A 26,417-nucleotide genomic window follows, 5' to 3' on the forward strand; every position below is an offset into this window, starting at 1 on the left:
TAGGACGAATGGCGGCATCGCCCTAAGGGACTGTTAGGAAAGCGCGCGCGGCACGGTGCGGGACCGGCGACGCCGCATCGCCATTGCGGCAGACCGGAAGCTTGCACGAAAACCACTGGTAGTTGGTGGTTTTCGGCGGTAGCGTGCGGGGGCATGGCTTCCAAGAACAACACCTATCTCGATCAGGTTGTGGCGCAGCAGGCGGCGCTCGAAGAGGATTTGCGGACCGTCGGGGCGGGCGGGCCGATGGCGAAGCGGGCCAATCGGGTGGGGCCGGCGCGGGAGACACCGGTGCAGGGGCCGGTGGATGTGCGGGTGAGCGGGTGGTGGCGGTGGCAGACGGTGCTGGTGCCGCCCAATGCGTTCGTGGTGCACACGCGGCGGGGGCGGGGTGAGCCGTTGCATATCGGATTGGGGGTGTCGTTCCGGTTCAATCCGGCGACCGATTCGTATCTGGTGGTGCCGGGGGCCATTCAGACGATTCTGATCAACGCCTACTGCATTTGCCGGGAGTTGCAGGGGGTGCTGGTGCAGGGGTACGTGCAGTGGATCATCGACGATTTCGCGACCGCGTATCGGAAGCTGGATTTCTCCGATGCGCAGGATCCGATGCGGTTGGTGAACGTGCAGTTGCGGGAGCAGGCCGAGGCGGCCATCAAGGACAAGGTGTCCATGATGGGGGTACGGGATGTGCTCAGCGACAAGCAGCCGATCATCGAGGAGTTGACCGCGCGGTTGCGGACGGTGGCCGAGGGCGCCGACGGGGAGGACGGGCGCGGGGATCGCGGGCTGGGGTTGCGGATCGTGACCGTGCAGATCAAAGAAGCGGTGGTCAGTTCCAATACGTTGTGGGAGAACCTGCAGAAGCCCTATCGCAGCGAACAGAATCGGGTGGCGCGCCTGGCCGAACTCGATGCCCAGCAAGTGGTGTCGGCGCGGGAGATGGAGGCGGCGCGCACCAGCGAGGAACAGCGCATCCACAACGAACGCGAGCTGACCGAGCTGCGAGCGCGGCACGAGGCGGCGCGGTTCGACCGGGAGGCGACCGAGCAGCTGCGCCGCACCACTCGCACCCACGACGACGAGCGCACCGTGGCCGATCTGGCGCACACCACCGCCCTGCACGCGCTGCGGCTCGAGCGCGAACAGCACGACGAGCGGGCCGAGAACGCGCGGCTGGCACACCAGTTGCGGTTGCAGGAGGTGGAGTCGGAACTGGCTGTGGCGCAAGCCAAGTCGCAGGCCGCGCACGGTGAGGCGCTACTCGGGCTGGAGCGCGAACGGGTGGCGGTCGACACCGGGAATCTCCGCAATGCCGCCAGTGTGCAGGCGCAACTGGTGGAGGAGCTGCCGCGCATCGTGGCCGCGCTGCCGACGCCGGCGGAGTTGAAATCGGTGCAGATCGGCGGGGACACCCTCGGGCTGGCGGGATTGATCACGCAGCTGAGCGAAACCGTGGCGGCGGTGCGGGCCGCACAGCAATCCTGACACCGGCCGCGGCCCGCACCAGGTGCCGCGGCACGCCACCGTGCGCCCCGGCCCCCGAGCGTGGGCAGCGCGGCCCCCGAGCGTGGGCCGCGGCCTCAAAGCGTGCAGCGACCTCAACCGCGCGCCGCAGCCGCCCCGACCGTGTGCAGCGGGCTCAACCGCATGCCACGGCCCTCGAGCGTATGCAGCGGCGCTGAAACGCGTACTCCAGCGCTCAATCCCGCACGGCAGGCCCTGAATCCGCATCGCAGTCCTCGAAACGTGTGCCGTCAGCGGTGAACCCGCACCGTGGCCGCACCCCGGCACAGCGGGCCGCAAGCCAATGTCGGCAATCCCGCCCGGCGAACGGCGTGGCGGTTCTACCGTCAGTGCAAGCCGGTGGTGAGTGGAACGAGAGCTGTTATGAGTGAGTTGACGACATCGTGTGCGGCATTCCAAGCGGTGGCCGCGATCGACCCGGATGCGGTGGCGGTGCGGTCGGTGGGCGGGACACAGGCGCTGACCTGGGGTGAGTACGCCGCACAGGTGCGGGCGGTGGCGGGCGGGCTGGCCGGCCTCGGCATCGGGCGCGGGGACACCGTGGCGTTGATGATGAGCAATCGGGTGGAGTTCTATCCCCTCGAAGTGGGCGCCCAGCACACCGGGGCCACCTCGTTCTCGGTGTACAACACGCTCACCGCCGAGCAGTTGAACTATGTGTTCACCAATGCCGGCAACAAGGTGGTGATCTGCGAAGCCCAATACGTGGACCGGGTGCGCGCGAGCGGGGTCGCGATGGAGACCATCGTGTGCGTGGACCGCGCGGTGCCCGGCACGCTGAGCGTGGAACAGCTGATCGGGCTGGGGCGCAACGGCTTCGACTTCGACGCCACCTGGCGGGCGGTGACACCGCAGGACATCGTCACCCTGTGCTACACCTCCGGGACCACCGGCAATCCGAAGGGTGTGGAGATCTCCCACGCCAACCTGGCCTTCGAATGCCAGGCGTATGCGTCGGTGATGCCGGTGGAATTCGGGGACCGCATCACCTCCTATCTGCCGACCGCGCACATGGCCGACCGGGTGACCGCGCTGTATCTGCAGGAATTCTTCGGCACCCAGATCACGGTGGTGCCCGATCGCACGCAATTGCCGGCCGCGCTGGCCGATGTGCATCCCACCATCTGGGGCGCGGTGCCGCGGGTGTGGGAGAAACTCAAAGCGGCCGTGGAATTCTCCGTCGCCAGCGAACCCGATCCGGCCCGCAAGGCCGCCCTCACCTGGGCCCTCGACGTGGCCGCGCGCAAAGCCGCCGCACAACTGGCGGGCGTGCCCCTCGACGACACCCAGGCCGCCGAATGGGCCAAGGCCGATGAGCTCGTATTGTCCAAGCTGCGCGCCAAACTCGGTCTCGACCAGCTCAAATGGGCGCTCTCGGGCGCCGCGCCGATCCCGGCGGAGACGCTCGGGTTCTTCTTCGGGCTCGGCATCCCGATCTCGGAAGTGTGGGGCATGTCGGAGCTGACCTGTGTGGCCAGCGTCAGCCCGCCCGGGCAAGCGCGCCTCGGTACCGTCGGCAAACTGCTGCCCGGACTGGAATCCGCCATCGCCGAAGACGGGGAATTCCTCGTTCGCGGGCCCCTGGTCATGCGCGAATACCGCAAGGAACCGCAGAAGACCGCCGACGCCCTCGACGCCGACGGGTGGCTGCACACCGGCGACATCATCACCGAGGACGAGGACAGCTACCTGCGCGTGGTCGACCGCAAGAAAGAACTCATCATCAACGCCGCCGGCAAGAACATGTCCCCCGCCAATATCGAGAACACCGTCAAAGCCGCCACCCCGCTCGTGGGCGCCCTCGCCGCCATCGGCGACCGCCGCCCCTACAACACCGCCCTCATCGTCCTCGACGCCGAATCCGCCGAACCCTATGCCGCCCAACACGGCCTACCCGACGCCTCCGCCAAGGCCCTCGCCGCCGACCCGGCGGTCATCGCCGCCATCGCCGCGGGCGTAGCCGCCGGCAACACCAAACTCTCCCGCGTCGAACAGATCAAACGCTTCACCATCCTGCCCACCTTCTGGGAACCCGGCGGCGACGAGATCACCCTCACCATGAAACTGCGCCGCAAACCCATCGCCGAGAAGTACGCCGCCGAAATCGAATCCATGTACTCCCCCGCCCTCCCCGACGGTGTCCACGAACCCGCACAAGCCGATTCGACCACCCCCGCCTGACAAGACACCCCGCATCGGCCCGACGAGTGCCGCGAATCTGCTCCCACACGGAATTGGAGACGCCGGGCCCACCGCGTAGCACGTGACGTCGGGCTGCGTCTCGACCTCCCGCGAGGTGGCGCGCCGGGCGAAGATGTCCAGGACCAGGGCGGCGCGGTCGATGACCTTGACCGCCACCGGCTATGGCGCGACCGGCACGACGGTGTCGCGATCGGTGAGATCGCAGGGCACCGAGGGCGAGCAACTGAACGAGCTCAGCAATACTTGCGACCCAGATGCGGATGAGTTTCGGCCCACCGGGTAGCGCATTACGTCGGGCCCGGCGCGTTGCGATTACGTCGAGCCGACCTCATGCGCGTGAACGCTGCCGATGATCACGCCGTAGAGCAGGGTCCTCGCAGCGACCGCAGCCTGCGCGCCCGGCGCGAGATCGAAGATCGGGGTCGACCGCGCGATCGGGATACGCCCGCGGTGACCATGGTGGCCACGTGGATGAGCGCCCACACCGGCGTGAGACCTTCCCGGGGTCGGTCCGACCCGGTAGCGGATGAGGTCGGCACGGCGCGTCCGCGGCGAGCGCACCAGAGCCCGATCGGGTGAGTGGCTCAACCAGGTTGGTGCGAGCGGTCCGCTCATCGCTGTCCTGCTGCCCGTGCCGGGTTTCGTCACCTCTTTATTTCAGAGCACTTGCTCTGTTATTGTTCGTGCATGCCCCGACCCCGCGTGCACGATCCGGACAGCGTGCTCGACGCCGCCGAATCGCTGGCCGCGCGCTCCGGGGCGGCCGCGGTCACCATCCGGGCCGTCGCCGCCGCGACCGGGGTGTCCAACGGGGCCATCTACCACAGTTTTCCCTCGCGCGCGGACCTGCTGGGGCGCACCTGGATTCGCGCGGCGCAACGATTCCTGGCCGTGCAGCAGGAACTGGTGCGGGCCAGCGCGGATTCCGGCGTGGAAGCGGTGGTCGCCGCCGCCGACGCCCCCGCGGTGTTCGCCCGACGCTTCCCCGAATCCTCCCGGCTGCTGCTCACCGTGCGCCGCGGCGATCTACTCGGCGACGACCTGCCCGAACCGATCGCCGCCGAACTCGAGCAACTCGACCGCCGACTGCTCGACCTGCTCAAACAACTGGCCCGAGACCTGTGGGGCCGCAAGGATTCCCGCGCCGTCGACGTCATCACCACCTGCCTGGTCGACCTGCCCACCGCGATCCTCCTGCAACGCGACCGCCTGGCCAGCCCCACCGCCCGCGAACACCTGCGCGCCGCCGTCCGCGCCGTATTGTCCGTCGGGCCCCCACCGTCATGACGCCTCCCGCCGAGACGCTCTGCCCCCAACTGTCAGGTTTCCCGCACATCGAGACCGCCGATCTCACCCGCGACCACCGCCACCCGGCGTCAGGACGCGGGGCCCACACCTGGACGAGACCGCACACGCCGCTGCCGCCTGCGGTGCCTCGATACGAATCCTCCTGCAATACCTCAACTCTCGTGCACTACACACCGATGAAGGAACCGTTATGACCGCGACTCTCACCTACCGCGACAAGATTGCCGTGCTCGATCTCGGTGCGGGCGAGAACCGTTTCTCGCCCGGGCTGCTCATCGAGATCAACGCTCATCTCGACGCTGCCGTCGCCGACGGTGCGCATGCGCTGGTCACGACCGCGGCGGGCAAGTTCTACTCCAACGGGTTGGATCTGGAATGGCTGGCCGCGCACAGCGAGCGCGCCGAATGGTATGTCGCCCAGGTGCAATCGCTGCTGGCGCGGCTGCTGACCTTTCCGCTGCCCACCGCGGCCGCTCTGCCCGGTCATGCCTTCGGCGCGGGCGCCATGCTCGCGCTGGCCCACGACTTCCGGGTCATGCGCGCCGATCGCGGCTACTTCTGCTTCCCCGAGGCCGATATCCGCATTCCGTTCACCAAGGGCATGGCCGCGCTCATCCAGGCCAAGCTCACCCCCAGATCCGCCGTGGCCGCCATGACCACCGGTCACCGGTTCCCGGCTCCCGAGGCTCTCACCCACGAGTTGATCGACGCCACCGCCGACGCCGACGCCGTTCTCGACACCGCCGTGGCCCGGCTGCTGCCCCTCGGGGCCAAGGACCCGGGCACTTTGGCCGCGATCAAGACCGTCATGTTCGCCGACGCGGCCGCCGCCCTCACCCTGGCGTGAGGCCGGAAGCGTAGGCGGAGAACATGATGGGCGAGTTGGTGCTATCCGCGGAGGACCTCGACATGGTGGTGCAGGGTCTCGTCGACGTCTGCGAGGAGTTCGGTGCGGCCTGTGCGGGGCCGCCGACTCTCGCGGAGTTGCTGGAGATCCTCGGCTGGGCCGTCCCGGACGATGGGGACTATGTCGACGGGTCCTTCGCCTCACCATTGCCGCTGTCGGCGACGCTGCGGGGTGGGCAGCGTTATCGTAGCGAGCAGCCCTCGCGGGTCGGTGAGCTGAACGATCACGTGTTCGTCGACGCGCAGGACCTGAACATTGCTGTCCTGCAACGCATCTGCGAGATCACCGGCGCTCCCGCCACGCCGCAGCAGTTCGCGGGCGTGATGCTGGCGGCGCTGCGCAGCGGGCGGGTGCGGCCGGCCGATACCTGTGGATCCGATATCGGCGCGCTCACAGCCCCCCGCGCGCGGTACGCGCGCAAGACCACCCCCGGTGACCTGTTCGCCATTCCCGTCGGACCCGGCGCCTACCGAATCGCCGTGGTGCTCATCAGAAACCAGTTCGGCACCGCGGTGGGCCTGTTCGAGGGCCGCTCCGCCGACGGGCAGGCGAGCACGGGAATTCTTGGATCACCTCGGCCGCACCCCGTCTACACCGACGAGAGCCTCATCAAGAACGGCACCTGGATCTTCGCCGGCCACAACACCGACGTGCTCGCCGCCTTCCCGGCCGATCCGGAGATCTACCATGCCCCGCACGTATGGGAGGAAATCGATATCGATACCGGCGAATTCGGCGCTGCCGAGACCGCCGACGGACGGATGCGGATGATCGACAGCAGCGAAGCGCGCGACATCGGCCTGACCGATAACAGCTACCGGCAGTGCGTGACCGCCGAGCACTTGCAGGATTTGCTGTCGGCCGAGTAGGGCCGTGAGCTGACTTCGCGTGCTGGGGGTATCGGTGCGGAGTAGAGCAGTCGAACTCACTCTGAGCGGGGTATCGGTGCGGAGTAGGGCTGTCAACCCACGGTGTTGGGGGTATCGGTTGGCCCGGTCGGCTCACTGGTGCGGCGCGGGGGCATCGGTGCCGCGCAGGTGCGGCAGCAGATGCTCGGCTACGGCGGCCGGGCGTTCGGCGTGCAGGAAATGGCCGCAGTCGGGCAGTTCGACATGGGTTGCCCCGGCGCGGGCGGACAGGGCGCGTTGCAGACCGGCGGACAATGCGCCGTCGCGGGCTCCGGCCAGGGTGAGCGTCGGCAGCGGGGCGGGCGGGGCCAGCAGGATGTCGAAGAACTCCCGCGTCGTCCGGCGGTGAACGGTGAACAGGGAGCGGTAGTAGCGGGTCGCCGCCCATGCTCGCGCGCGGTCGGTGAAAACCGCTGCGGTGGGTGCGAACTCGGCGTCGGTGAAATCCCAGCCCGGTGACCAGCGCCGCCACAGGGCGCGCACGAACGCCGCCTCGTTGCGGGCGAGCAGGCGTGGCGAGGCGCCGGACTGCACGATCGGGATGTAGAACGACAGCATCGTCTGGCGGGGCAGATAGCGCAGCGCCTGCGGCGCGAAACCGTCGCCGAAGGGCGGAATCGCCAGCAGGGTCTGCGAAAGCCAGTGCCGGGGATGCTGTTTGGCCAGTATCTGGGTGACGAACGCGCCCCAGTCGTGGCCGACCAGATGGGTGGGCGGTGCACCCAGTTCCCGATGCCAGGCCGCGATATCGGCGCCGACGGCCGGCACGTCGTAGCGGGCGTCGCGAGCGGCCGAGCCGGGGGTGTAGCCGCGCAGCCACGGGGCGAGCACCTGATAACCGGCGTCGAGCAGCAACGGGATCAGACCGTCCCAGCTGTGCGGGGTGTCCGGAAAACCGTGCAGCAACATGACCAGCGGCGCCTCGGGCGGCCCCGCCTGCCGTGCCGACAGCAGCAGCCCGTCGCGGCGCAGCGTCCGCGTGGATTCGATGAACTTCGCCGCAGTCATGGCGCCTCTCCTCATCTCTCGCCGCCCATTCTCGCCGCGCCACGCCGACTCCGCTGTTGGACAGCCGATCACCGGGAACTGGTGGCGGCATCGTGCGAGTAGCGCCCGCCACCGGTTCCCGGTCGGCGTTGTTTCACAATCGGGGCCGGTGTGTCAGCGGCCGCGCCAGACCGGGGCGCGCTTCTCCACGAAGGCGCGCATGCCCTCACCGGCGTCCTGCGACGACAGCGCCACCGCGGCCACCTGCCCCTGACGGGCGAAGGCCTCGGCGGTCGACCAGTCCGGGCACTGCTCGATGATCTGCTTGCCGGCGTCGATGCTCAACGGCGCGTTGACCGCGACCCGTTCGGCCAAGGCCACAGCGGCGGTGAGCGCCTGGCCCGGGGCGGCGACCTGATTGATCAACCCCAGCTCGGCGGCCCGGGCGGCGGTGATGGGATCCCCGGTCAGCGCCAACTCCATGGCGATGGCCCGCGGCAGCCGCTGCGACAATCGCAGCACCCCGCCGCCGACCGCCACCAGGCCCCGCTTGACCTCGGGGATACCGAACACCGAATCCTCCGCGGCCACAATCAGGTCCGCGGCCAAGGCCAGCTCGCAACCACCGGCCAGTGCGGGCCCCTCGACCGCGGCGATCAACGGTTTCGCCGGCGGCTGGGCGACGATGCCGAGAATGCCGCGCTTCTCGGTGACCGGCACCTCGCCGCGCGCGGCGGCCTTGAGATCCATTCCGGCACTGAAATACCCGCCCGCCCCGGTGAGGATGGCGATGCGCGCCTGCGGGTCGGCCTCGTAGGCGTCGATGGCCCGCTCCAGCCCCCGCGCCGTGGCCAGGTCGATCGCATTGCGCGCCTGCGGCCGATTGATCGTGATGATCATGATGTGGCCCCGCCGCTCCACCAGCACCGGCGCCGGCGGCGGAGGCGGCAACGCCACCCGCTCGGCGCTTTCGATCCGAATCCCCGTGCCGGACACCGTCACCGGCAGACCCAGCAGATCGCCGTCGGCGGGCCAGACGACCCCGTCGGCATCGGCCGGTGTGGCGTCGGCCGCGCCGGGCACCATCCCCGCCACGTCCTGATTCCCTTCGGCATCAGCCGGAGCGGTGTCGGCCGCGCCGAGCGTCGTCGCCGAATCGATTGCCGTCGACTCTGACGGTTGCTGGTGCGTGTCGTCGCCGGAACCAGGCGTACTCGACACCGAGGTCGTGATCGGCGCCGCGGGGTCGGCGGTGGCATCGACAGGTGTCCAGGGGTGGCCCGCGATGTCCTGCGCCGTCGCGGTCGCGCCCCGGGCGGCCCGCGACGTATGGGGGTGACGCGCAAGGTTTTGCGGTGCGGTGGTCGTGCCCGGGTCGGGCTGCGACGTGTGTGGTTCGGCGGGGGCGGGGCGGGTCGTGGCGGTGGGCCGGGTGAGGGCGGTCAGGAGGTGGGAGTCGGTGCTGCGCAGCAGGGTTCGGTCGCCGTCGGGGGTGAGCAGGCTCAGGATGATCGAGTCGGGGTGGCCGTCGCGGCCGTACGGGAGGGTGTAGGCCTCCACGACGGCGGGGCCCTCGTAGCCGAGGCGGGCGCGACGGGTGGGCGGGTGGTCGATGATCGGGGTGAGGTGGGCGTAGGGGGTGGCGGGCGGGGTGGCGGAGTAGACGGCGAGGGCGTGTTTGGTGAGGTACCAGCCCAGGGAGGTGGCCAGGCCGTAGGCGTGGGGGTCGGCGCGCAGGGCGGTGACGAGGGTGGCGATGGCGTGGCCGCCGTAGTTGTTGCCGGGGCCGCCGGCGAAGGTGAGGCCGCCGGTGCGGGTCAGGGGGCGTTTGGGGTCGTCGGTGGGCAGGCCCAGTTCGCGGGCCGCGATCTGGACGGCGACCGGGAAGCAGGCGTAGAGGTCGACGTGGGTGATGTCGTCGATGCTCAGCCCGGCGTGGGCGAGGGCGGCGGCGCCGAGGGCGCGGATGGCCGGGGAGGCCGCCAGGTCGGCGCGTTCGGTGACGAACCAGTCGTCGGTGCCGGAGGCGGCGGCGTGGATGAACACCCATTTGTCCTGCGGGATGCCGGCGGCTTCCGCGGCGGCGGCGCTGCACAGGATCAGGCCGCTGGCCATGTCGACTTGCAGGTTGGCGCATTCGAGTTTGGTGTAGGGGGCCGAGATCATGCGATTGGCGTCGGTGACGGTGGCGATCTGTGCGGCGGTGCACTCCTGCGGCTGCCAGGCGTGCGGATTCGCCGCGGCCACCGTCGAGAACCGCGACCACAGCTCGGCGATCGCCTGGTCGTGCTCGGCGGGTGTGCGCTGTAATCGGCCGCGGTTGGCCGATTCCAGCAGCGCGTACATATTGATCGGGGCCTGCAGGCCGGCGGCGGCCTCGGCGGGATTGTTGGCGGGTTTGTCGATGCCGACGGTGCGGGTGGGCCGCACCTGCGAATCCTGCACGGGCCAATCCAATTCGATGCCGCCGCGTTGCGCGGCAGCCTGGGTGGCGCCCGCTTCGGCACCGGTGACCAGCACGATGTCGTAATCCCCGGCGGCGATGGCGGCCGCGGCCTCGTTGACCACCAACTGGCCGCCGTCCCCGCCGAAGGGACTGGACTGCACCGTGTCCACTCGTCCCGCCCCGAGCTGCTCGGCCACCAGCGCACCCAGATCCCGGTACTGCCACGAGGTCGGCGCGACCGCGAACACCGCGTCGGCTCCGGTGAGCATCGCGTCCCCGGCGCCGGTGTCGGCCGCCGCGGCACGCAAGGCCCGCACCGCCAGCGTCGCCGGATCGGCGAACCCTGGATCCGGGGTGCGATTCACCACCTGCCCGACCCCGACCAGCACCGGCGTCGAAGGCGCCAGCATCACCCCGGAAGCCTCATGCCGCACCGCCTTCCGCGTCGGCCGCACCGTGACCGGCCCGGGCGTGATCATCGACGGCAGCACGGCCAGCGAATCACGCAGCGCGTCACCGAGTCCGCGTGCCACCGTCGCCCCGAGCGGCCCCTCCACCGGCTGTCCCGCCAGCCCGGCATCCACGTAGACGATCGACCCGGAACCGCTGGGCGCCACGGTGACCCACAAACCCAGCGACAACCCCTGCGGACCGGTGCCCCGCAACGCCATCCCCGTGTCGCCGACCTCGCCGACGGTCCACCGCAATTCCGCAGGGATGCCCATGAATTGGGCCACCTGCACGAACTCGGCCCCCGCCACCGCCGCACCCGGCGGATCGCCCCGCCACCCCGCATGGAAGGTGACCCACTGCGGCATCCGCCCCAAGTCCGACAGGAACGCCAGCGCCGCCGCCGCATCCGCCTCGAGCGCCTGGTGCGCGTGCGCGGTGCGCGCGAACCCGGCCAGCCCGTCCGGCGGCACATGATCGCCGAGGTCCACCGGCGCCGATTCGCCTGCGCGCCCGGTCAATCCGGCCAGCAGTTCCCGCACGATCCGCGGATCCCGGCGCACACTGTCGAGCAACTGACCACCGGCCCGCAACTGCTTGCGCACCGCCCGCCCCTGCTCGACCACCGCACGCAATCGCTCGAATCCGGGCACCGCAGTCACGGCAACCTCCTCATTGAGGGTAAGAGACAATCTGATACACACCGTATCGCCAACCCCGGGTACACGGCAGCCCGAACCCGACCCGCCGCGCCCTCCTATGGTTTTCGTGGCGACGGTCCGGCCTCCTCGCTCGCTGGGCCCATGGACGGCACGACCATGACGCTGATCGCGGTGCACGGGCGGCGCGCGGATTGGGTGCGCAATATCGAAGCCCAGCCGCGAGTGCGGCTACGTCGGGGATGGCGCTGGCACGACGGCGTCGCGACGGTCACCGACGCGACACCCGAAGAGCTGCAACGCTTCAACGCCTACGCCCGCAACGCGCCCCGCATCTTCGGCATGGCTGGTGAACCACTCGCACTGGTGCGCATCAACCTCGTACCGCGCACCTGACCGCGCACGCGGATATGGCACCGAGAACCGCTGGGCGCCGACGTGACCGGTGCGCGACCGAGGTCGGGCCGCGCACCGGCGATCGTCGAGGGGGTGTGGAAGGGTCTAGAGGCGAATGCCGAGCAGGGCGTCCACGGCGTCGGCGACGAGGGTGGGGGCGGTGGTGTCGGGGCCGCCGTAGGTGAGGGCCTGGTGGGCCCAGCTGTCCACCGCGGCAAGGGCTTTGGGGGTGTCCAGGTCGTCGGCCAGGTGCTGGCGCAGGCGGGCGACGGTGTCGGCGGCGGAGGGGCCCGAGGCCAGGGCGGCGGCGGTGCGCCAGCGGTCCAGGCGGGTGAGGGCCTCGGTGAGGACCGCATCCGACCATTCGCGGTCCTGGCGGTAGTGGCCGGCGAACAGGCCCAGGCGGATGGCGGCCGGGTCGGTGCCGGAGCGGCGGAGTGTGGAGACGAACACCAGGTTGCCGCGCGATTTGGACATCTTTTCGCCGTCGAGGCCGATGAGGCCGGCGTGGACGTAGTGGCGGGCGAAGCGGCGGCCCTTCACCAGAGCCTCGGCGTGGGCGGAGGAATATTCGTGGTGCGGATAGATCAGGTCGCTGCCGCCGCCCTGAATGTCGAATTCGGTGCCGATGCGGTTGAGGGCGATGGCCGCGCATTCGATGTGCCAACCCGGTCGGCCGGCGCCGAAGGGGGCGGGCCAGGACGGTTCGCCGGGGCGCTCCGCCCGCCAGAGCAGGGCGTCGATGGGGTCGCGTTTGCCGGGGCGGTCCGGGTCGCCGCCGCGTTCGGCGAACAGCGTCTCCATGGTGGCGCGGTCGTAGCCGGATTCGTAGCCGAACTGCTCGGTGGCGTCGTGGCGGAAGTAGATGTCGGGGTACTGCGGGTCGTCGACGACGTAGGCGGCGCCGGAGGCGAGCAGCTTGTCGACCAGCTCCACCACTTCCTGCACCGATTCGATGGCGCCGATGTAGTGGCGCGGCGGGATCACCCGCAGCGCTTCCATGTCCTCGCGGTAGAGGGTGATCTCGCGGGTGCCCAGGTCGCGCCAGTCGATGCCGTCGCGGGTGGCGCGTTCGAACAGCGGGTCGTCGACGTCGGTCACGTTCTGCACGTAGTGCACCTCGTGCCCGGCGTCGCGCAGCAGGCGCTGCACCAGATCGAAGGTGAGGTAGGTGGCGGCGTGGCCGAGGTGGGTGGCGTCGTAGGGGGTGATCCCGCAGACGTACATGGTGGCGGTGGGCCCGGGGGTGACCGGACGGACCTGCTTGTCGGCGGTGTCGTATAACCGCAACGCCGGTCCGGATCCGGGAACGGTCGGGACAGCGATATCGGACCAGGACTGCATGAATCGAGGTTAACGGTGAACGCGACGTCCACCCCGCGCACCCCCGGCCCGCACCGGCCGGGCGCACTGCGGTAGGGCGGGGCCGACCTGCACCTTAGTGACTCATGCGCATCCGTCAATGGTTGAAATCATGATGCATGCAACGTTCCGCGCCCCCCGGGGCGGAATCAGAATGCGGGCCAGGGAATAGGGCGCGAGGAATCCGGCAGCGGCATGACCGGATCGTCGAGCAGTGCGCGCCCGCGCGCCTCGAGGGCCTCGATCTCGGCGTCGGTGATCAATTCCGCCAGCCGGTCGCCGAGTTCCCCGGGGATGGCTTTGACCAAAACCGTCATGTCGGTGAGCAATTCCTCGGCGAGGGGCTCGCGCGCCCACCCCCACAGCACGGTGCGCAGCTTCGGTTCGGCGTGCAGGCAGATGCCGTGATCGACCCCGTACACGCGCCCGTCGAGCCCGCGCAGCGCGTGCCCGCCCTTGCGGTCGGCATTGTTGATCAGCACATCCAGCACCGCCATGCGCTGCAAGCCCGGATCGTCGGCATGGATGAGCGACACCCGGTGCCCGGATCCGTCCAGGGCGCGCAGCACCTCCAGATACCCGTCGGGAATCTGCCCGACCGGGCACAGGTCCACCAGTTCGGGCGTGTCGTCTTCGACGATGTCGATCCAGCGTTGCACCATGCCCGGCCCGTACGGCCCGTCGCGCAGGATGGTGCGCGGGATCACGCCCCACCCCAGGGCTTCCGACACCAGATACGAGCCCACCTCGCGCCCGGCCAGGGTGCCGTCCGGGAAATCCCACAGCGGCCGTTCCCCGCGCACCGGCTTGTACACCACCCGCACGCCCTCGGCCTCGCACACCAGGGTGGCGTTGGAGGCGGTGGTGACCTGCCCGAGCACCGTCAGCTCGGCGGTGGCCACGGGATCGGTGCTCACGGCTCAGTCCTCGACATCGGGCGCGGGGAAGATATCGCCGCGCTTGTAGCCGTTGGTGCGCACGCACATGTGCCCGGCCGGGGACAGCGGCTCCCCGCACAGCGGGCAGGGCGGCCGCCCGGCGGCGATCACCCGCGCCGACCGCAGCGCGAATTCGCGCGCCTGCACCGGGGTGAGGAACACCCGCACCGCGTCGGGACCCTCCTCGGTGTCGTCGAGCACCACCGATTCGTCCACCTCGGTCTCGGTGATGGCCAGCAACTCCACCACCACCGCGCCCGCGTCGGCGTCCCAGCCCAAACCCATGGTGCCGACCCGGAATTCGGCATCGATGGGGGTGACGAGCGGGTCGACGTCGGCGACGTCGGCGGGTTGTGGTGGGACGGGCGTGCCGAAACGGCGCGCCACCTCGTCCAGCAGTAGACCCATCCGATCGGCCAGCACCTTCACCTGCTGCTTTTCCAGCAGCACGCTGACCACGCGCGGTTCCTGCACGGCTTGCAGGTAGAAAGCGCGGTCGCCCGGCTCGCCGACGGTGCCGGCGATGAAACGATCGGGGGTGCGGAAGATATGGATTGCTCGGCCCATGGCACCTCCTGACAGCTGTTTCACTTAAGAATCGGGGCGTTCCGCAACCCCATTATCCGTACCCGGGGTGATACCCGTTTCACCCCCGGGAACCGGCGCCGCTCTGGAGTCGCCGCCGGACCGTGGCGAAATCGCCGCCAGCGACGACAGATCCGCGCCGGTGTCGTTGACCCGCCACACGTACGGCGCGGTGGGGGTGTAGCGGACCACGCTGAGCGAGGCCGGTTCGACCACGATGCGCTGGAAGCCGTCGAGATGAATGCCGAAGGCGTCGGCCAGCACGGACTTGATCACGTCACCGTGCGTGCACGCCACCCACAGCACATCGCCGCCGTGTTTGTCGGCGAAGGCGCGGTCGAGTTCGCGGATGGCGGACACCGCGCGGAACTGTACGTGCGCCAATGCTTCTCCGGCGGGGAACACCGCCGCCGAGGCGTGTCGCTGCACCACTTTCCACAGCGGTTCGCTCACCAGATCCGCCAGGGCCTTGCCCGTCCAGTCGCCGTAGTCGACTTCCAGGAGGCGTTCGTCGGGTTCGGCGTCGAGTCCGAGTTTGTCGGCCAGGGGCGCGACGGTGCGCTGGCAACGCAGCAGCGGGGAGCACACGATGTGCTCGATGGGCAGCGAGGACAGCCGGTCGGACACCGCGTGGGCTTGTTCGCGCCCGCGTTCGGTCAGATCGACGCCCGCGCTGCGGCCGGCCAGGGTGCGGGCAGTGTTCGACGTGGACACGCCGTGCCGCAACAGGATCACCGTCACCGTGTCAGCCTAGTCGCTAGGTCGCCGCGACGACGCCGGTCGCCAGCAGGCCCATCACGGTCAGGCCCAGGACGATGCGGTAGCCGACGAACCAGTTCAGCGAATGGTCGGTGACGAAGCGCAGCAGCCACGCCACCGAGGCGTAGCCGGCGGCGAAGGCGATCACCGTCGCGACCAGCAGTTGCAGGCCCGAGGCATTGAGGCCCGCACCGGCGGGTTCGAAGGCGTCCGGCAGCGAGAACAGCCCGGAGGCGACCACGGCGGGAATGGCCAGCAGGAACGAGAAACGCACGGCCGCTTCACGAGTCAGGCCGCAGAACAGACCGGCCGTGGAGGTCGCGCCTGAACGCGACACGCCCGGGATGAGGGCCAGGCACTGCGCGAAACCCATGATGAGGCCGTCGCGGGTGGTGAGCTGCTCGATCGGGCGGCGCTTGGACCCGTAGTACTCGCCGGCGGCGATCACCAGGGCGAACACGATCAACATGGTGGAGATCAGCCACAGATTGCGCGCGCCGGTGCGGATCTCGTCCTTGAACAGGAAGCCCAGCACGCCGATCGGGATGGTGGCGATGATCACGTACCAGCCGATGCGGTAATCCAATTCGCGCTGCGCCTCGGCATCCAGGCCGTAGCCGGCGTCGGTGTAGACCGGCAGCACCTGAGTGGGCTGATCGTGCAGCGGCACGGTCTGGCGTTTGCGCTCGGTCACCCGCAGATACAAGGTGGTGAACCAGGCCACCACGATGCGCCAGATGTCCTTGGCGAAATACACCAGCACCGCGGCCTCGGTCCCGAGCTGGGTGACCGCGGTGAACGAGGCGCCGGCGTCATCGCCGAAGAACACCGCCGAGACGATCCGCAAATGCGCCGACGACGAAATCGGCAGAAACTCCGTCAAGCCCTGCACCAGGCCCAGCACCAGGGCCTGCACCCACGTCATCGACTCGCCCACACACCCTCCAGATCTGTCAATCGTCTTCCACCGCTGGAGGATTGGCGACACTCCAGACGGCTCGTGCGTACCGCGCAGCACATCCCCGGCACCGCAGCGACCCTACAGGGCGCGCCGTGGCGGCGAACACCGGAACGGCCCAACCGCCCTCCCGGCCCACCCGGCCGTGACCGGCGCGCGACCACCATGGTGGCGCAGATCCGCCCGGTGTCGTCCACGCGCCCCGCTCGTGTCCGCGCGAGGCATACCCGGGGGAATGCGACGAGTGCGCCTAGGCTGACGCGTGTGACGAAAGTGCAAGCGCGGTGATGGAACAACGGACGGTGGGGCGCAGCGGCCTGCGGGTCTCACGACTCGGGCTGGCCACCCACACCTGGGGCAGGGAAACCGACGCCGAGGACGCGGGCGCGCAACTGGAGGCGTTCGTGGAGGCCGGCGGCACCCTGGTCGACACCTCCCCCGCCTACGGTGACGGCGCCGCCCAGCACATCCTCGGCGAACTCATCGGCGAAATCGGGCGTGAGGAACTGGTTTTGAGCGGCTGCGCCGGACAGACCCCGGTGCTCACCGATCCCGCCGCCGGGCCCGCGCCGCAACCGCTGCGCTGGCAGATCGACGCCTCCCGGCGCACCATGATGCGCCAGCTCGACACCACCTTGCAGGTGCTGGGCACCGACTACCTCGATGTGTGGACCGTCGCCGCCTGGGATCCGCACACACCCCTCGAGGAAATCGCGGCGACCCTCGAATACGCGGTGCGCTCCGGGCGGGTCCGCTACGCCGGAGCCCGCGGCTACGACGGCTGGCAACTGGCCACCCTCGCCGCGGCCGCGCCGCTGACCGCCGCGCAAACCCCCTACTCGCTGCTGGCGCGCGGCGTCGAACACGAATTCGTGCCCGCCGCACAGCATCACGGCATCGGCGTCATCGCCACCGCGCCCCTCGCGGGCGGCATCCTCACCGGCAAATACCGTGACGGCGTGCCCGCCGACTCCCGCGGCGCCGACGAGGCCACCGCCGCGGAGATCATCGCGGGCCTCGACGACCGCGCCGTGCGCGTCGTCGACGCCGTCGTCACCGCCGCCGACGGCCTGGGCACCTCTCCCCTGGCCGTGGCCCTGGCCTGGATCCGGGATCAGCCCGGCGTGGCGAGCATGCTCGTCGGTGCCCGTGATATCGGCCAGCTCACCGGAATCCTGGCCGCCGAAACCCTGGAACTGCCCCGCGCCATCGCCGCCGCACTGGGCGACGTGAGCGCGCGCACGGAATGAGCCAGGCTAGCCTTGCCTGCATGAGGAGTTTCGTGAGTGCTCGATCATCCGGCGTCCTGCGCACCCTGCTCGTCCTGCTCACCGGAACTCTCGTCCTCGGCGCCACCGCCTGCGGTACCGGCAGCGATGCCGCGACCGGCGGCCACGGCCCCGCCACCGCGACTCTCGCCGATGCGAACCCGGTCCCGATCGGGCCCGCGCCCACTCCGACGCTGCCGGTGACCGTGCGCTCCTTCGACGGCAGCGACGTGACCGTCACCGACGTCGGTCGCATCATCGCCGCCGACCGCTACGGCACCCTCGTCCAGACCGTCGTCGCGCTGGGACTGGGCAACAATCTGGTCGGCCGGTCCACCAACGCGCCGCCGGTCGCCATGAACCTGCCCACCGTGACCGCCGGGTCCGGCACGCTGAATGTGGAAGCCGTTGCGGCGCTGCAACCCTCGGTGTTCCTCACCGACACCACCAGCGTCACCGCCGTCATGCGCGACCAGTTGCGCGCGCTGGGCATCACCGTCGTCTACTTCGACCCGCAGCGCACCATGGACGGTGTCGTCCCGATGATCGACGCCGTCGCCGCCGCCCTCGGCGTGCCCGAGGCGGGCAAACAGCTCGCCCAGCGCACCACCGACGAGATCGCCGCCGCCACCGCATCGGTGCCCCCGCACGACAAGCCCCTGCGCATCGCGTTCCTCTACCTGCGCTCCACCGCCATCACCATGATCGCCGGCCCCGGCTCCGGCGCCGACCAGCTCATCACCGCCCTCGGCGGCGAGGACGCCGGCACCGCCTCCGGAATCACCGAACCGTTCATCCCCATCACCAGCGAAGCCCTCATCGCCGCCGCCCCCGACGTCATCCTCGTCATGTCCGACGGCCTGGCCTCCGTCGGCGGCGTCGACGGCCTGGTGAAAATCCCCGGCCTGGCCCAAACCCCTGCCGGCAAGAACAAACGCGTCGTCGACATGGCCGACAACGTCATCCTCTCCTTCGGCCCCAACACCGGCCGCGTCCTCACCGCCCTCGTCCAAGCCGTCTACGGCGAAAAGACGGCATGACCGACACCAACCCCCAGGACGGGACCGCGCAAAACCCTCCTACGCACGCGCCCAACCCACCCGACGACGCGGAATCACCTGCCACGCCACCTGATTCACCGCTACGCACCCCGGCGTCGTCCGCAGGCGAGACCACTGCTGCCGCGGCGAACGCGGATGGGCGGGCACGGATGGGCGCTGGGCGCTACCGGTCTGATTCCGGCGCGAGTGGCCACTCTCCAACCGGGAACGCAACGGCACGGGGCGCGGGTGATACAGCAAACGCGGCTGTCCGTGCGGGCGGCTCCGGGGTCGGCGGTGGACGGTCGCGGCGGTGGTCGCGGACTGCGGTGATCTTCGCGGTGGGGATTGCGGCGTTGGTGGGGCTGGCGTTGATTTCGGCGGCGGTGGGGCAGGTGCCTACCAGTGCGGCCGAGGTGGCGGGGAGTTTCTTTCATCGGGTCGGGCTGGAGTGGGGGCCTATGCCCGCGCATCCGGCCGGGGATGTGACGTTGTGGGAGGTGCGGTTTCCGCGGGTGGTGCTCGCGATTCTGGTGGGGGCCGCACTGGCTACAGCGGGTGCACTTTTGCAGGGGGTGTTCGCCAATCCGCTGGCTGAACCCGGCGTGATCGGTGTATCCGCGGGGGCGGCGGTGGGTGCGGGCACTGTCATTGTGGTCGGGGGTGCGTTCGCAGCGGCTTGGTCGGTGGCGGCGGGGGCGTTCGCGGCGGGGCTGCTCACCACGACATTGGTGTATGTGCTGGCGCGGTCGAATGGGCGGACCGAGGTGGTGACGCTGGTGTTGACCGGTGTGGCGATCAATGCGTTTGCGGGTGGGTTGATTTCGTTTCTGCTGTTCACCGCCTCGCCTGCGGCGCGGGATCAGATCGTGTTCTGGCAGTTGGGCAGTCTCAATGGGGCGACCTGGCAGTCGGTGGCGGTGGTCGCGCCGCTCACCGCGATCGGGGTGGGGGCGGCGGTGTTGATGGCGGCCAAGCTGGATCTGCTGGCGCTGGGGGAATCGGCGGCGCGGCATCTGGGTGTGGATGTGGAGCGGTTGCGGCGCAATGTGATCGTGGTGGTGGCGGTGCTGGCCACGGCGGGGGTGGCGTTCACCGGGATCATCTTGTTCGTCGGGTTGATCGTGCCGCATCTGGTGCGGATGCTGGTGGGGCCCGCGCATCGGGTGCTGATTCCGTTGAGCGCGATTCTCGGTGCGGTGGTGCTGCTGGCCGCCGATATCGGGGCCCGGGCGCTGGTGCACAATGCGGATCTGCCGTTGGGCATGCTGACCTCGCTGGTCGGCGGGCCGTTCTTCTTCTGGCTGCTGCGGCGCACGCGCGCCCGATCGGGAGGGTGGGCGTGAGTACGCTGTTGCGTGGCATCTCCGGGGTTTTCGCGCGCCACCATGAATTGCCCGGCACGCCCGCACCGGGTGCGGTCACCATGCGTGCGCGCGGGGTCGGGCTGGAACGCAATGGTGGGCGGCGCGTGCTCGACGAGGTCGACTTCGAGGTGGTCGCCGGGCAGATCGTCGCGCTGGTCGGGCCCAATGGGGCGGGTAAGTCCACGCTGCTGGCGGCACTGGCCGGGGAGCTGGAGCCGGGTGCGGGGACCGTGGAACTCGACGGACAACCGCTCGCCCATTGGGCACCGGTCGATATGGCGCGGCGGCGGGCGGTGCTCCCCCAGAACCACACCGTCGGATTCCCCTTCACCGCACGCGAAGTCGTCGCCATGGGGCGCGCACCGTGGGCGCGCACCGCACGCCAGGACGACGACGACGAGCAGATCGCCGCCGCACTGCGCGCCACCGACGTGGAACACCTTGCCGGACGGCAGTTTCCGGCCCTGTCCGGCGGTGAACGCGCCCGGGTCGCACTGGCGCGCGTCCTGGCCCAGGACACCGCCACCCTGCTGCTGGACGAGCCGACCGCCGCGCTCGACCTGGGCCACCAGGAACAGGTGCTGCGACTGGCCCGCGACCGCGCCACCGCCGGAGCCGCCGTCGTGGTCGTCGTCCACGACCTCGGCGTCGCCGCCGCCTACGCCGACCGCGTCGCCGTCCTCGACGCCGGGCGCATCGCCGCCGACGGGCCGCCGCGCGAAGTCCTCACCGGCGAGCTGCTCTCGCGCGTCTATCAGCACCCGGTCGACGTGTTCGACCACCCGGTCACCGGCGCGCAATTGGTGCTGCCGGCGCGTGGCCGACTCACCTGATCGAAAATTGCTGGGCAATCGCCAAATCGTGTGAGTAGGCTGTGCGGGGTTGCCTCGCGACCACCGTTCGTATTCACCGGATTCGGGACCAGGGAGTGATGTTGATGACCGCGCGCATGGCCGTCGCCGCCAGCCGGATCACCGCACCCTCCGCGGCGACGGCCTGACCCGTCCCGTCTCACCGCTCGCGCCCTCGTGCGCCGGGCGGCTCCTCGAATACGAAAGGGTTTGTGCCACCGATGAGCACACGCCAATCCTGGAATACGCGCGCCGAGAATCCGGCCGAACATGCCATCGTGCACGCCATTACGCTCGCCGCGTTCGACACACCGTTGGAAGCCGGAATCGTCGAGGCGCTGCGCACCGACCCCGGCTGGATCGACGGATTGTCGCTGGTCGCCGTCGACACCACCGACACGCCGATTGCTCATGCCTTGCTGACGCGCAATCACATCGGTGACACCGAGGCGCTGTGCCTGGGGCCGGTGTCGGTGCTGCCCCGGTACCAGCGCAGCGGCGCGGGCAGCGCCGTCGTGCGGGCGGCATTGGAAACCGCTGTCGCGCACGGGGAACGGTTCGTCACCGTGCTCGGGCATCCCGAGTACTACCCGCGGTTCGGGTTCACCCGGGCCTCGCTGCACGGCATCCGCATGAGCGTCGAGGTTCCCGACGAGGCGCTCATGGCCATGGCGCTGCGGCCGGGAGACACCCTGCCCAGCGGGGTCATCCGCTACGCCGGGCCGCTCGAAGGCTGATCGCATCCGGAAAACCGTGGGGCCGGGGACGATTCGCACGTCCTCGGCCCCACGGGTCCGCTCAGCGCAACCCGGGTCCGCTGCGCCATTTCGGCTAGCGCCACACCAATTTGAGTACAGCCGGGGTCAGCAGCATGCGAATCACGGTGGCGTCCAGCAGCAATGCCGCGATCATGCCGTAGGCGATGTACTTCATCAGGACCAGGTCCGAGAAGCCGAAGGCGCCGGTGACCACGATGAGGATCGCGGCGGCGGAGGTGATCACGCCGCCGGTGTGGGCGATGCCGTAGCGGATGGCTTCCGCCGGTGGCGCCCCGTCGGCGCGGGCCTCGGCCATGCGCGATTGCAGAAAGACCTCGTAGTCGGTCGACAGGCCGAAGAGCACGGTCACGATCAGCACCAGCACCGCGAACATCAGTGGGCCAGGGGTGAAATCGAAGATCTCCGCGCCGTGGCCTTCGACGAAGATCCAGGTGAGGATGCCCAGGGTGGAGCCGAGACTGAGGGCGCTCATCGCCACGGCCTTCACCGCCAGGACGAGGGACCGGAAGGCCGCGTACATCAATGCCAGTGCCGCCACGATCAGGATCGCCGCCAGCAGCGGCAGGCCCTCGATGAGCCCGTAGATGCTGTCGCGTTCCAGGGCGGGCACTCCGGCGACCATGACCTGCACCCCGGGCGGGTCCTCGATGCCGCGCAGCGCCGAGATCACCGTTCCGGCATCGCGTTTGTCGATCAGCCCGCTGCCCAGCACGGTGATGCCGTCCTTGGTCGGGGCGATCGGATCGAACGGTCCGGTCGTGTACTGCGCGGTGACCGCGTTGGCCTCGAAGCGGATATCGGAGAGTTGCTGCGGATTCGCGTCCACCACAACCAGTTTCAGTGGTTCGGTGCGGAAGGTCGGGAACAGCCGGTCGAAGTCCTGCTGCGCCACGCGCGCCGGATTGTCCGCCGACAGATAGCGTTCGCTCAGTCCCCCGAATTCGATATTGCGGAACGGCAGGATCAGCACCAGCAGGCCCAGCACCACCGGCACGATCACCAGCCAGGGCTTGCGCATGGCGAACAGCGCCAGCCGGGAGAAGAATCCGGCGTCGATCTGCTCGGCGGTGCGGATGCTGGCGAAGCGGTGCCAGCCCAGGAAGTCGATGCGCCGCCCCACGATCGACAACGCCGCGGGCAGCACGGTCACCGACAGCACCGCCGCCAGCAGCACCGAGGAGATGCCGCCCAGCGGCACCGAGCGCAGCACCCCGTTGGGGTAGATGAACAATGCCCCCAAGCTGACCGCGATGATCCCCGCCGAGAACAGCACGGTGCGCCCGGCGGTGGCGACGGTGCGGGCGGTGGCGTCCTCCACGCTGCGCCCGGCGGCCAGTTCCTCCCGGAACCGGGTCACCGCGAACAATCCGTAGTCGATGGCCAGGCCCAGGCTCACCAGTGTGACCACCGCGGAGGCGAACACATTGACCTGCAGGTGATCGGTGAGCATTCGCATGATGCCCTGGCTGCCCAGGATGGTCATGCCGCCGATGAGCACCGGTAGTAGCGCGCCTACGACGCCGCCGAACACGAAGTACAGCAGGATCGCCACCAGCGGCAGCGCGATCAGCTCCGCGCGATGGATATCGCGTTGCATGCCGGTGTTGATGCCCTCTACCACCGGTTGCAATCCCGCCAGCTGCACCGTCGTGCCGCCGGGTCCCGAACCCGTTGTCCCGGCGTGGAATTCGCCCTTGATCGCCATGTAGTTGTCGACGGTGTCGGTGCCGCCGCCGCCCTGCAGGCCGATGCTGGCGAAGGCGTGGGTGCGGTCGGCGGTGGCGAAGGCGCCCATCATGGGCCCGTCCCAATACGAGTCGATCTTGAAGATCTGCTCGGATCGCGTGCTGCGCAACCGGTTCAGCTCCGCGGCCACCGCGCTGCGGATCGGCTCGTCGTCGAGGGTGTGCCCGGGCGGGGCGGTGTAGAGCACGATCAGATCGCTGTCGGTGTCCCGCCCGAAGGTGGAGTCGGTGAGCTTGGAGGCGGCCACCGATTCGCTGGATTCGTCGAACCAGCCCTCCTGGGTCAGGTGATCCCCCAGATCGCGCCCGTAGAACCCCGAGCCCAGCACCGCCAGGGCGAACAGCGCGAACACCAGGTACCGGTTGCGGTGGATCAGGCGCCCCCACCGCAGGGATCCGGTTTCCAGCATCAGCCGCAGGCCGGCGTGGAGTAGTCGGCCGAGCGCAGGATGCCGCACAGATCGGTGCGCGAGATCTTCCAACGCCCGTCCTTGTGCACGAAATGCACCACGGTGGTGCGCACATTGGTGCCGGTGCCGTCCTTGTCCAGGCTCAGCGTCGCGGTCAGCGTGCCGTCGTGGTTGTCGAACACCGGGTCGCGGACGCCGTAGACGGCCTTCGGATTCTCTTCCAGGGCCTTGTACATGTCGGGGATGGCGTCCTTGAAAGCCTCCCCGTCCTCGATGAGCGCGGTGCGCTCGGCATCGGGCAGCGCCGGATCGAGTGCGGCCTTGATCTGCGCGTCCAGTTCGGCCGCGGTCGGGATGGGCGCGCGCACCGCGCTGCTGGCCGCGGCGGCGGCCGAGGAGGAGCTCAGCGCGGCATAGGCCGAGGAGCGGGCGGCGGCCACCGAGGCATCGTCGTCATTGCCGCCGCCGCAGCCGGTCACGGCGGCGGCGAGGGCGGCGAGAGTCACTGCGGTGGCGGCCGGTCGTCGAAAAGCCATCAACTTCCTCGGATGCTCGAACTGCGGTTGGATGCCGTTAGTTTGTCATGCGCACGGCGCGAGGCTGATTCGCACGTCACACGACCGCGTTTCGGCGGCACCCCCACCGCGGTCTGCAAGCAAGTTCACACCGGGCTACATGCCGTCGATGACCGCGCCGAGGCGGCCCAGCAGCGCCCGCACCGTGGTGGCCTCGCGCGGTTGCGCCGCCGGCACCGGTACCGCCTGCGGAATCAGGTCGCGGACCAGTGCGATCACGCTGCGTTCGTCGTCGAGATCGATATCGGTGACCGGCGCCTCGGCCACGGCCACCACGTCCTCGGTGGCCGGCACCGCCGACTCCAGATCGGGCCGATAGATCTCCAGGGTCAATGTCGCCCGCAGCGTGCGGAAAGCGAACGATCGCCCATCTCCGGTAACCCCGAACCCGTGCGCGTAACGACCCACGGTCACGTCTTCGACGGTGAAGCTCGAGGTGTGGTCGGTTTCCAACAGAAACTCCCTGACAGTGCCCACTCTTGATTCCACCGTAACCGCAACCGCCGACACCGTCACCGAAAACCTATGTCACGTCATGTAACTCGGGAGGATTCGGACGCGCGGCGGATGGGCAATCGGTACAGCACACCCTCACGGCGCGCCGCCGCGACACCCCCGCCCACCGGGCGGGGAAGGGGATCATGGTCAGATTAGGTAGCACGCATGATTTTCGGTTGTCGGTCAGTTAAGGAGTTCGCTGCATGCGCCGTCGCGGCTGGATCCGGTCGGCCCTCGCGGGGGTGACAGCGGTGACCCTGCTCGCCGGATGCTCGTCGGGTGACGAATCCGGTGATAAGCCGACCCGCGAGCCCGCCACCGCGGCGAGCGCGCCCGCGGTGACCGCCACACCCTCGGGTGAGGTGACCCCGAGCGCGGGCATCAACGCGCTGCTGGCCGAACCGGCCACCGGGGTGCTGGCGCTGCTCACCGAGCCGGGCACGCTGACCCTGCGCGATCCCGCCGGAACCACGCGTACGGTGCCGCTGCCCGCCGCGGCCACCGCCCTCGCGCCCGGCAAGCCCGGGGAGATCCTGCTCGCCGCGCCCGGGAAGGTGCTGCGCGTGGACGCCGCCTCCGGCGCGATCGCCGAGCTCGCGGTCGACGGGGACGTGCGCGCGGTCGCGCGGCGCGCCGACGGGGACCTGGTCGCCGGGCTCGCCGCCGGGCCGGTGCTGCTGCTCGCCCCCGATGGCACTGTGCGCGAGCGCATTTCGGGCCTGGTGTCGGCCGATGCCGTCGACACCGCCGACGATGCGGTCATCGTGCTCGATCGCCGCCAGACCACCGTCTCGGAGCTCAACCTCGCCGACAACCGCCCCGGGCTGACCCTGCGCGCCGGCGACGGGGCCACGAACATGATCGGCGACCACTTCGGCCGCCGCATCGTCACCGACACCGCCGGTAACGAACTGCTGGTCTACACCGCCGATCCATTGGTCCTGCACCAGCGTTTCCCGGTAGGCTCGTCGCCCTACGCACTCGCCTACGATCAGCGGTCCGAGACCGTGTGGGTGACGCTGACGGGCAGCAACGAAGTCGTCGGCTACGACCTGTCGACGGGTATACCTGTGGAGGTGGGGCGCTTCCAGACGGTGCGCCAGCCCGACACGGTGACCATCGACGAACGCACCGGTGACATGTTCGTGGGATCCGCGACCGGCGACGGTCTGCAGCGGATCGCCGCGGACCTGCGGAAGAGAGGGCAGTGATGGCTCGGGCCTCACGATCAGCGCGGACTGCGCGCACACTACCGGCGGACTGGGAGGACACTTCCAGCGACGAGTACGAATACATTCCCCTGCGACTACCCCGCGAGATGAATCGCGTCACCGCCTCCATGCGCCTGGCCATCCAGGCGGAATTCGGCGGCTGGGAGTTGTCGCGGGTGCGTGCCTACACCGACGGCAGTCGTCGCGTGCTGCTGCGCCGCCGCAAGAGCTCCCTGCTATCCCCGACACCCGAGGCGGTGATGTGACCCGCATGGCACCCA

At 69.7% G+C, this 26,417-nt stretch carries 23 protein-coding genes and 1 pseudogene; 13 read left to right on the forward strand and 11 right to left on the reverse strand.

The window, feature by feature from the left end; translation table 11 throughout:
- Positions 1 to 153 precede the first annotated feature (153 nt).
- From ACFVIV_RS03375 to ACFVIV_RS03395, 5 genes are all read left to right on the forward strand, one after another.
- Complete coding sequence (locus ACFVIV_RS03375; protein ID WP_379193171.1) at positions 154 to 1,488, forward strand: SPFH domain-containing protein; 1,335 nt, start codon at positions 154 to 156, stop codon at positions 1,486 to 1,488.
- A gap of 402 nt (positions 1,489 to 1,890) precedes the next feature.
- Positions 1,891 to 3,708, forward strand: a complete 1,818-nt coding sequence (gene fadD11, locus ACFVIV_RS03380) for a fatty acid--CoA ligase FadD11 (protein ID WP_379193172.1) — start codon at positions 1,891 to 1,893, stop codon at positions 3,706 to 3,708.
- Positions 3,709 to 4,416: 708 nt separating this feature from the next.
- The gene (locus tag ACFVIV_RS03385) at positions 4,417 to 5,016 is read left to right on the forward strand and encodes a helix-turn-helix domain-containing protein (protein WP_379193173.1); all 600 of its coding nucleotides are present in this window, start codon (positions 4,417 to 4,419) and stop codon (positions 5,014 to 5,016) included.
- Between the two features lie 211 nt (positions 5,017 to 5,227).
- The gene (locus ACFVIV_RS03390) at positions 5,228 to 5,884 is read left to right on the forward strand and encodes an enoyl-CoA hydratase-related protein (protein ID WP_379193174.1); all 657 of its coding nucleotides are present in this window, start codon (positions 5,228 to 5,230) and stop codon (positions 5,882 to 5,884) included.
- Between the two features lie 23 nt (positions 5,885 to 5,907).
- Positions 5,908 to 6,813, forward strand: a complete 906-nt coding sequence (locus tag ACFVIV_RS03395; protein WP_379193175.1) for a hypothetical protein — start codon at positions 5,908 to 5,910, stop codon at positions 6,811 to 6,813.
- A 132-nt stretch (positions 6,814 to 6,945) separates the two neighbouring features.
- Here ACFVIV_RS03395 and ACFVIV_RS03400 read toward each other — a convergent pair whose 3' ends face one another.
- The 3 genes and pseudogenes from ACFVIV_RS03400 to ACFVIV_RS03410 form a co-directional block, all read right to left on the reverse strand.
- Positions 6,946 to 7,860 carry an alpha/beta fold hydrolase gene (locus ACFVIV_RS03400; protein WP_379193176.1) on the reverse strand — a complete coding sequence of 305 codons (915 nt, stop codon included), beginning with the start codon at positions 7,858 to 7,860 and terminating at the stop codon, positions 6,946 to 6,948.
- A 153-nt stretch (positions 7,861 to 8,013) separates the two neighbouring features.
- Complete coding sequence (locus tag ACFVIV_RS03405) at positions 8,014 to 8,766, reverse strand: crotonase/enoyl-CoA hydratase family protein (RefSeq protein ID WP_379193677.1); 753 nt, start codon at positions 8,764 to 8,766, stop codon at positions 8,014 to 8,016.
- Between the two features lie 510 nt (positions 8,767 to 9,276).
- Positions 9,277 to 11,298: pseudogene (locus ACFVIV_RS03410) on the reverse strand (SRPBCC family protein); the annotation flags it as partial.
- On the opposite strand from ACFVIV_RS03410, the gene ACFVIV_RS03415 reads away from it, so the two are divergent.
- Entirely contained in the window at positions 11,209 to 11,790 is a 582-nt protein-coding gene (locus ACFVIV_RS03415; RefSeq protein WP_379193177.1) for a nitroreductase/quinone reductase family protein, read from the forward strand. The pseudogene ACFVIV_RS03410 and the gene ACFVIV_RS03415 sit on opposite strands and share 90 nt — an antisense overlap.
- A 105-nt stretch (positions 11,791 to 11,895) precedes the next feature.
- Here the strand turns inward: ACFVIV_RS03415 and mshC are convergent, their stop codons facing one another.
- From mshC to ACFVIV_RS03440, 5 genes are all read right to left on the reverse strand, one after another.
- Positions 11,896 to 13,134, reverse strand: coding sequence for a cysteine--1-D-myo-inosityl 2-amino-2-deoxy-alpha-D-glucopyranoside ligase (gene mshC / locus ACFVIV_RS03420; RefSeq protein ID WP_379193178.1), 1,239 nt, complete (start codon positions 13,132 to 13,134; stop codon positions 11,896 to 11,898).
- A 167-nt stretch (positions 13,135 to 13,301) separates the two neighbouring features.
- Entirely contained in the window at positions 13,302 to 14,069 is a 768-nt protein-coding gene (locus tag ACFVIV_RS03425) for an SCO1664 family protein (RefSeq protein ID WP_379193179.1), read from the reverse strand.
- A gap of 3 nt (positions 14,070 to 14,072) precedes the next feature.
- The gene (locus ACFVIV_RS03430) at positions 14,073 to 14,657 is read right to left on the reverse strand and encodes a DUF3090 domain-containing protein (RefSeq protein ID WP_379193180.1); all 585 of its coding nucleotides are present in this window, start codon (positions 14,655 to 14,657) and stop codon (positions 14,073 to 14,075) included.
- A gap of 24 nt (positions 14,658 to 14,681) precedes the next feature.
- Entirely contained in the window at positions 14,682 to 15,416 is a 735-nt protein-coding gene (locus ACFVIV_RS03435) for a histidine phosphatase family protein (RefSeq protein WP_379193181.1), read from the reverse strand.
- A 16-nt stretch (positions 15,417 to 15,432) separates the two neighbouring features.
- The gene (locus tag ACFVIV_RS03440) at positions 15,433 to 16,371 is read right to left on the reverse strand and encodes an undecaprenyl-diphosphate phosphatase (protein WP_379193182.1); all 939 of its coding nucleotides are present in this window, start codon (positions 16,369 to 16,371) and stop codon (positions 15,433 to 15,435) included.
- Positions 16,372 to 16,679: 308 nt separating this feature from the next.
- Between ACFVIV_RS03440 and ACFVIV_RS03445 the strand changes: the two genes are divergently transcribed.
- The 5 genes from ACFVIV_RS03445 to ACFVIV_RS03465 all read left to right on the forward strand — a co-directional run bounded on the left by ACFVIV_RS03445 (position 16,680) and on the right by ACFVIV_RS03465 (position 21,655).
- Complete coding sequence (locus ACFVIV_RS03445) at positions 16,680 to 17,642, forward strand: aldo/keto reductase (protein WP_379193183.1); 963 nt, start codon at positions 16,680 to 16,682, stop codon at positions 17,640 to 17,642.
- A gap of 20 nt (positions 17,643 to 17,662) precedes the next feature.
- Positions 17,663 to 18,700: a hemin ABC transporter substrate-binding protein gene (locus ACFVIV_RS03450; RefSeq protein WP_379193184.1), complete on the forward strand. Its 1,038-nt coding sequence runs from the start codon at positions 17,663 to 17,665 to the stop codon at positions 18,698 to 18,700.
- A 329-nt stretch (positions 18,701 to 19,029) separates the two neighbouring features.
- On the forward strand, positions 19,030 to 20,046 hold the full coding sequence (locus ACFVIV_RS03455; protein WP_379193185.1) for a FecCD family ABC transporter permease: 1,017 nt from the start codon (positions 19,030 to 19,032) through the stop codon (positions 20,044 to 20,046).
- 80 nt (positions 20,047 to 20,126) lie between these two features.
- On the forward strand, positions 20,127 to 20,900 hold the full coding sequence (locus ACFVIV_RS03460) for a heme ABC transporter ATP-binding protein (RefSeq protein WP_379193678.1): 774 nt from the start codon (positions 20,127 to 20,129) through the stop codon (positions 20,898 to 20,900).
- A gap of 239 nt (positions 20,901 to 21,139) precedes the next feature.
- Positions 21,140 to 21,655: a GNAT family N-acetyltransferase gene (locus ACFVIV_RS03465; RefSeq protein WP_379193186.1), complete on the forward strand. Its 516-nt coding sequence runs from the start codon at positions 21,140 to 21,142 to the stop codon at positions 21,653 to 21,655.
- A gap of 94 nt (positions 21,656 to 21,749) precedes the next feature.
- Here the strand turns inward: ACFVIV_RS03465 and ACFVIV_RS03470 are convergent, their stop codons facing one another.
- From ACFVIV_RS03470 to ACFVIV_RS03480, 3 genes are all read right to left on the reverse strand, one after another.
- Positions 21,750 to 23,852 (reverse strand): MMPL family transporter, encoded by a 2,103-nt coding sequence (locus tag ACFVIV_RS03470; protein ID WP_379193187.1) that lies wholly within the window; start codon positions 23,850 to 23,852, stop codon positions 21,750 to 21,752.
- On the reverse strand, positions 23,852 to 24,388 hold the full coding sequence (locus tag ACFVIV_RS03475) for a hypothetical protein (RefSeq protein ID WP_379193188.1): 537 nt from the start codon (positions 24,386 to 24,388) through the stop codon (positions 23,852 to 23,854). Before ACFVIV_RS03475 ends, ACFVIV_RS03470 begins: the two co-directional genes overlap by 1 nt.
- A 135-nt stretch (positions 24,389 to 24,523) precedes the next feature.
- Positions 24,524 to 24,880, reverse strand: a complete 357-nt coding sequence (locus ACFVIV_RS03480) for a hypothetical protein (RefSeq protein ID WP_379193189.1) — start codon at positions 24,878 to 24,880, stop codon at positions 24,524 to 24,526.
- 248 nt (positions 24,881 to 25,128) lie between these two features.
- On the opposite strand from ACFVIV_RS03480, the gene ACFVIV_RS03485 reads away from it, so the two are divergent.
- Together ACFVIV_RS03485 and ACFVIV_RS03490 are read left to right on the forward strand one after the other, a co-directional pair.
- Entirely contained in the window at positions 25,129 to 26,136 is a 1,008-nt protein-coding gene (locus ACFVIV_RS03485; protein WP_379193190.1) for a YncE family protein, read from the forward strand.
- Positions 26,136 to 26,402, forward strand: a complete 267-nt coding sequence (locus ACFVIV_RS03490; protein ID WP_379193191.1) for a DUF5703 family protein — start codon at positions 26,136 to 26,138, stop codon at positions 26,400 to 26,402. Before ACFVIV_RS03485 ends, ACFVIV_RS03490 begins: the two co-directional genes overlap by 1 nt.
- Positions 26,403 to 26,417: the final 15 nt, after the last annotated feature.

It is taken from the genome of Nocardia sp. NPDC127526 (genome assembly GCF_042672265.1).
Taxonomy (GTDB): domain Bacteria; phylum Actinomycetota; class Actinomycetes; order Mycobacteriales; family Mycobacteriaceae; genus Nocardia.

Coding starts and splice junctions, on each gene's coding strand:
- ACFVIV_RS03445 (WP_379193183.1), top strand. CDS start 16,680: ATGGAACAACGGACGGTGGGGCGCAGCGGCCTGCGGGTCTCACGACTC.
- ACFVIV_RS03375 (WP_379193171.1), top strand. CDS start 154: ATGGCTTCCAAGAACAACACCTATCTCGATCAGGTTGTGGCGCAGCAG.
- ACFVIV_RS03490 (WP_379193191.1), top strand. CDS start 26,136: ATGGCTCGGGCCTCACGATCAGCGCGGACTGCGCGCACACTACCGGCG.
- ACFVIV_RS03400 (WP_379193176.1), bottom strand. CDS start 7,860: ATGACTGCGGCGAAGTTCATCGAATCCACGCGGACGCTGCGCCGCGAC.
- fadD11 (WP_379193172.1), top strand. CDS start 1,891: ATGAGTGAGTTGACGACATCGTGTGCGGCATTCCAAGCGGTGGCCGCG.
- ACFVIV_RS03390 (WP_379193174.1), top strand. CDS start 5,228: ATGACCGCGACTCTCACCTACCGCGACAAGATTGCCGTGCTCGATCTC.
- ACFVIV_RS03395 (WP_379193175.1), top strand. CDS start 5,908: ATGATGGGCGAGTTGGTGCTATCCGCGGAGGACCTCGACATGGTGGTG.
- ACFVIV_RS03470 (WP_379193187.1), bottom strand. CDS start 23,852: ATGCTGGAAACCGGATCCCTGCGGTGGGGGCGCCTGATCCACCGCAAC.
- ACFVIV_RS03460 (WP_379193678.1), top strand. CDS start 20,127: ATGCGTGCGCGCGGGGTCGGGCTGGAACGCAATGGTGGGCGGCGCGTG.
- ACFVIV_RS03465 (WP_379193186.1), top strand. CDS start 21,140: ATGAGCACACGCCAATCCTGGAATACGCGCGCCGAGAATCCGGCCGAA.
- ACFVIV_RS03450 (WP_379193184.1), top strand. CDS start 17,663: ATGAGGAGTTTCGTGAGTGCTCGATCATCCGGCGTCCTGCGCACCCTG.
- ACFVIV_RS03475 (WP_379193188.1), bottom strand. CDS start 24,388: ATGGCTTTTCGACGACCGGCCGCCACCGCAGTGACTCTCGCCGCCCTC.
- ACFVIV_RS03385 (WP_379193173.1), top strand. CDS start 4,417: ATGCCCCGACCCCGCGTGCACGATCCGGACAGCGTGCTCGACGCCGCC.
- mshC (WP_379193178.1), bottom strand. CDS start 13,134: ATGCAGTCCTGGTCCGATATCGCTGTCCCGACCGTTCCCGGATCCGGA.
- ACFVIV_RS03485 (WP_379193190.1), top strand. CDS start 25,129: ATGCGCCGTCGCGGCTGGATCCGGTCGGCCCTCGCGGGGGTGACAGCG.
- ACFVIV_RS03415 (WP_379193177.1), top strand. CDS start 11,209: ATGATCGCCGAGGTCCACCGGCGCCGATTCGCCTGCGCGCCCGGTCAA.
- ACFVIV_RS03430 (WP_379193180.1), bottom strand. CDS start 14,657: ATGGGCCGAGCAATCCATATCTTCCGCACCCCCGATCGTTTCATCGCC.